Below are 4835 nucleotides of genomic sequence, written 5' to 3' on the forward strand. Positions count from 1 at the left end.
CACAGTGCAGACCGATACCGGCCACTTCGCGAGCACCACCGGGCGGAAGTGCACACGGATTACTCTCTACCGCACCATCGGCCGTAAGCGTGGCTCGCACAAAGGAGACTGGCGTACGAGAGGTCTATCGCGGGCTACACGGACATCGCTACAATCCGGGAAGTGTAGCGGGGGTGTGAAACGTGAGCGACTTCGACCGAGTCTTTGATCCACAGTACGCTGCCGTCGACCTGTTCACGAACCGCACGGATGAGAATGCAACCTTCGCGCTGTCAATGGTGCGTCACCTCGAACGCCTTTCTGACGGCACCGCCAGCCTCTCGAACTGGGCACGTCACCACGTCCTGACCTTCTACGGAGTCGGCGGCATCGGCAAGACCGAGTTATCACGCCGACTGGAGCGATGGGCCCTGGGCGAACTTCCAGAGAACGATGAGTGGGGCGCCACTCCGCAACTAGGCCTTCCGGTACGAACGATGCGGATCGACTTTCACGGCAGTGCCGCCGTCCAGGCTACCGACATCGTCTTGCGGCTGCGAGCCGCGCTTGCCGACTCCGGCAAGCGGTTCCCGGCGTTCGACGTGGGTTTCGCGGCATGGTGGGCGCTGGCCCATCCGGGAATCGCACTGCCTGACCTGCGCAGTCCCTCGGGTTTCGACGTGCAGGGGCAGATCAACGACACGCTCAACGAGGTGCTGAACGAGGTCGGCGCAAACTTCGGACTCGGGCCGATGACCGTCCGGTCCGGGCGGATCATCGTGGACGCGGTTCGATCGAGGCGGCTCCGCACCAAGGCACTGCGGGAATGCGGGCCACTGGCGGCGATCGTCGAAGAGGCGCGGCTCGATGCCTCGCCTTATGTCGCGGCCTCGCTCGCCGGGCTGCTGTCCTGGGACTTCGAACGACTGGCGGGCAAGCAGCGGCCACTGCTGATCATATTCGCCGATGCAGCAGAATATATCCAGGGCAGCGATCGCAGCCAGGAAAGACTTTTCAACCGCATCGTGCACCTCACACCCGGGTTCCTCTGGGTGGTGACATCCCGCAGGGCACTCGATTGGGACTCCACCGACCTGGCTGCGCTGCTGCCCACCACCGGCCCGTCCGTCTGGCCGGGGATAAGGCTGGGAGAGGTCGATGAGCCCCGACAGCATCTCGTCGGTGACCTGTCCGACGAGGATGTCGAGCGCTTCCTCGCCGCGGCGTCGGAGGCGCCCGGCAACCCGGTGCTCAACCCCGACGTGCGGGAGCGTATACGCCGGGCGGCACACGGCCTTCCGCTCTACCTCGATCTCTCCCTAGCCATGGCTCGCGCGATGGGCGGAGCAGAGCTCGACGCCGAAGTGTTCGGGAAGCCACTTCCTCAACTTGTGACACGCGTTTTCGCCGACCTGCCACCGGAGGAGCGCGAGATCGCGCGCACCGCGAGCCTGGTCGCCCGGTTCGACCCGGAATTGCTCGCGCAGGCCACCGGTGGGTTGCTCGGCGACGCTCTGCGCTTCTGCGAGCGATCACTCGTCAGCTATGACGGGCACCCGCTCTTCCCCTACCGACTCCATGACGCGGTCCGGTCCGCCATCGCGGCGGAAAGCCCGGCGATCCCCGGCGCGTGGGCCCCGGCGGATCGCAGGAACCGCGCCATCGCTCTTGCCGAGGCGCTGCACGCCCGCCATGATCAGGCGCTCCACGGCGTCGAGCAGCGCCTCGACATCGTCGAGATCACGGGCCGGCTCTGCGCTGACCACGACCTGACGCTGCCCTGGCTGCTCACCTCCGTCATCGACCTTCCCTCGTTCGAGCAGACCGTCGAACGGCTGCCCGAACCAAGCGACAGCACATGGATCGGCCTCCTGGCGACCTTCCTTAATGCTTGGCACGGCCGAACCATCGAGGAACGCGTCGCTTACCTGACGGATTTCGTAGCGACTCCGCTCCCGCAGGACATAGGACGGACGGCGCGGCGGTGGCTCGCCTATTCACTGAGGTCGGTTTACGAGCACCCCGCCGCGCTCGTGATTCTGGAGGAGTTACTGGCCGAGACCCCCGAATCGCAACACCTTCTCTATCAGACGGCTAGAAGTCTCCACGGACTCGGCCGCTACCGTGATCTCAAGAGCCACCTTGAGAACTACCCAGTGACCGGTAACGCCGCCGACGTGCGCCTCCAGGCTGATCTCTGTTTCGACCGCGCGGAACTCAATCAGGCCATCGCGGGGACTGCCGCCCGTGCCAGCTACCTGCGCTCCATAGGCAAGCACCGAATCGCTACCGATAATGACGCGATGGTCGTGTGGAGAAAGGCACTGGCCGGTCAGGCGTCTATCGCAGAGTGCGACGCGTTGGCGGACACATCCGATCAGTATGGAAGGTCGCTGACCTATCGGACCGCTCTGGCCGCACGCCTGCTGTGCATGTCCGTGTCCCATCCGCGTCTCGCGGAGACCCTCGCCGACCGTGCCGCGGTCATCGAGACCTCGGGCAGCACAGAGGGATGGCGTGAATACACTGCGGATCTCATTCAGGCCCTGCGACGCGGAGACCGCGCGGCCATCTCCGATATCCGCGCGCACTGGATCGCGAGCCGCACACCATGGACACCGAATCAGCAACTCATCGACCGGATCTGCGTCTTTGGGGGTCATCCTCCGGTCTTCGCGCCACCACGTTTCGCCGATGAAGACAGCGATGCGATCGACCACCGCTGGCACACGGTCCTGACCACCCTTACCGATCCCGATGCGGGCTCCTCCACCTGACACCCGCTCTCATCGTTCCTCGGATGGAGCCGCAGCCAATGCTGACAATCATGCTCTGCGGAGCGTCTGACACCGAAAACGTACGCAACCAGTTCGCCGAGATCGTCAGCGACTTCGGCGGCGAACCGCTGCACTACCTGTCCGGCGGCATCCTTTACCTCAACTCCCTCGACTCGAGTTGGGAGCGCAACTCACGAGTGACGGTGCACGCTGCCGACCTCTGCGTATTCGTCATCATCGAGAGATACGGCGAGATTACCTTCGGCACCGAACTCCGCGAGGCCCTCGCCGCCGGAAAACCCTTCATAGTCCTCTGCCTTGAGCGAACTTACAGCAAATATGTGACGTTACGAGAGTACCTCACAGACGCCCAGGCCATCCGCAACGCCGACGACCGGAAACTCCTCTCCGTGATGCGGGAGATGGAACTCGACTGGCAACTGTCGTTCGTGAATTTTGACTACGCCAACTTCAACAACGTCCTGCGCCGCGAAATGGCCAACCTCTTCCACCTCATCCTCGCCGGACAGCAGGAGAAGAACCGGCGATCCGCCCTCCTGCGGTTGCTCAGCGACCAAAGCAGGCTCTCCGCCGAGGACCTGGTCGTGGCAACCCGCATAGCGACCGACGAACTCGAAGACAAGATCCTGCGGAAGCGTGCGATCAGTGCCATCTCGGCGAACGGCGGCGCGGACGAGGACACCGTGCTCACTCTCATCGGCTCCGACGAGCAGGGTGTGCAGCGGCTGAGCGTCCAACTGCTCGACACCCTCTACCGGGTCCGCCCTCCGGAACCCGACTTCATCACGCACTGCGTCCAGACAGCGAACCAGGCCGATGACATCGGCATCGTCCGGCGCATGATCCCGAGCCTTTTGCGGATCGACCTCGCCTTGGCCGTCGAATCTCTACTTTCTCTGGACCTCACCGAGGTGGGGACCCGCCGCAGGATCGCCGAACACTTAGAGCGCCACGAGGACGAGATCGTGGCCGCAGGACTGACCCCCAACGCCGTGGCACTTCTCGTCCGCTGCCTTGGAGGCAGCGATGAAATCGGCTGGAAGGCTCGCTGCCGAGAACTTCGAGACCGACTCTCGTCAACCATTACCCCGTAGCACCTGACCGAACCAGGCCGCCCGTACCCACTACCTGCTTAAAAGCATAACATCTGAGCGAGGTAGCGGCAGCAGGGGGAAGCATGTCCATCCCGAAACGCAAGCAGTACGACCAGAGCCAACCGAACTGGAAGAGGCTCCAGCAGTACGCGGCCCGCGTCGCACGCGAGACGAAGGCACCGCGCGAAATGACCACGGTGACCGCCCAGGAGACACGGACACGCGAAGAGCGAGCCGGCCTCTTCAGGCGGTCGACACGGTTGGTGCCCTACACGGTGAACACCTCGAAGAAGCAGCAACTCGACTACTGGAAGCTGACCAGCCGATACTGGATCAGATCCGAAAAGAACTCTTACGGCGAAGAGATCCGCCGCGATGTCACCAACTACTGCCTCCACGCCGACGGACACCTTTTCATCCTGAACGAGTCCACAGAAGAGGTCTTCCCTAAACAGGGCCCGATGATCATTACGCAAGATTCGTCACGATATGGCATGACCGAAGCGGAGGCACTCGTACTGGATTTCGAGCCGAAGTTCTATTCGAGCACTGGCCGCATCTCCGTGGAAACCAACCGCGACCCCGATCGATCCAAGGTAAAATACCATGCAAAGGGCATGGGCCTGTCGCTGGCCTTGAAGGCTCTCCTGGAACGTCGATGACCGCATTGCCGGGCGGACACTCGCCGTTGCAGGCTGGCAGTCCGGCCTCCTCTTGATGGGGCAGCGCGTCCAGCGTCATCGGGTCGCCTTGGTCAGGTCCTTCAACCCTTCTTCGCCGATGAGCAGACGGCGGCCAAGGGCTAGTACGGCAGTCCGAGATCGTGATTTTGTCATCCTCGGCTGAGGCGGTTTCGTTGGGGAGTCAGCGTGCGCCGGTTTGGTGGCATCGTCTCCAGAAATGCTGGCTTAGGTGGTGGTCGATGCCGTTGCGGTTGCCGAAAAGTACGTCCGTGCAGGTCAGA

Annotated in this window: 3 protein-coding genes; all 3 read left to right on the forward strand. The window is 63.2% G+C overall.

The features are described from left to right. The first annotated feature begins 182 nt into the window (after positions 1–182). The 3 genes from AL2_RS35735 to AL2_RS35745 all read left to right on the forward strand — a co-directional run bounded on the left by AL2_RS35735 (position 183) and on the right by AL2_RS35745 (position 4533). Positions 183–2756 carry a hypothetical protein gene (locus AL2_RS35735; protein WP_067641725.1) on the forward strand — a complete coding sequence of 858 codons (2574 nt, stop codon included), beginning with the start codon at positions 183–185 and terminating at the stop codon, positions 2754–2756. A 38-nt stretch (positions 2757–2794) separates the two neighbouring features. Further along, a complete protein-coding gene (locus AL2_RS35740) occupies positions 2795–3871 on the forward strand; it encodes a hypothetical protein (RefSeq protein WP_067641727.1) in 1077 nt (358 codons plus the stop codon). An 83-nt stretch (positions 3872–3954) separates the two neighbouring features. Then, positions 3955–4533 (forward strand): hypothetical protein, encoded by a 579-nt coding sequence (locus AL2_RS35745; RefSeq protein WP_067641728.1) that lies wholly within the window; start codon positions 3955–3957, stop codon positions 4531–4533. The last annotated feature ends 302 nt before the right edge of the window (positions 4534–4835 follow it).

This window comes from Actinomadura latina NBRC 106108 (assembly GCF_001552195.1).
GTDB lineage: Bacteria > Actinomycetota > Actinomycetes > Streptosporangiales > Streptosporangiaceae > Spirillospora > Spirillospora latina.

Excerpts from the sequence above, each read along its gene's own strand:
- AL2_RS35740 (WP_067641727.1), top strand. The coding sequence starts at position 2,795 with ATGCTGACAATCATGCTCTGCGGAGCGTCTGACACCGAAAACGTACGC.
- AL2_RS35745 (WP_067641728.1), top strand. The coding sequence starts at position 3,955 with ATGTCCATCCCGAAACGCAAGCAGTACGACCAGAGCCAACCGAACTGG.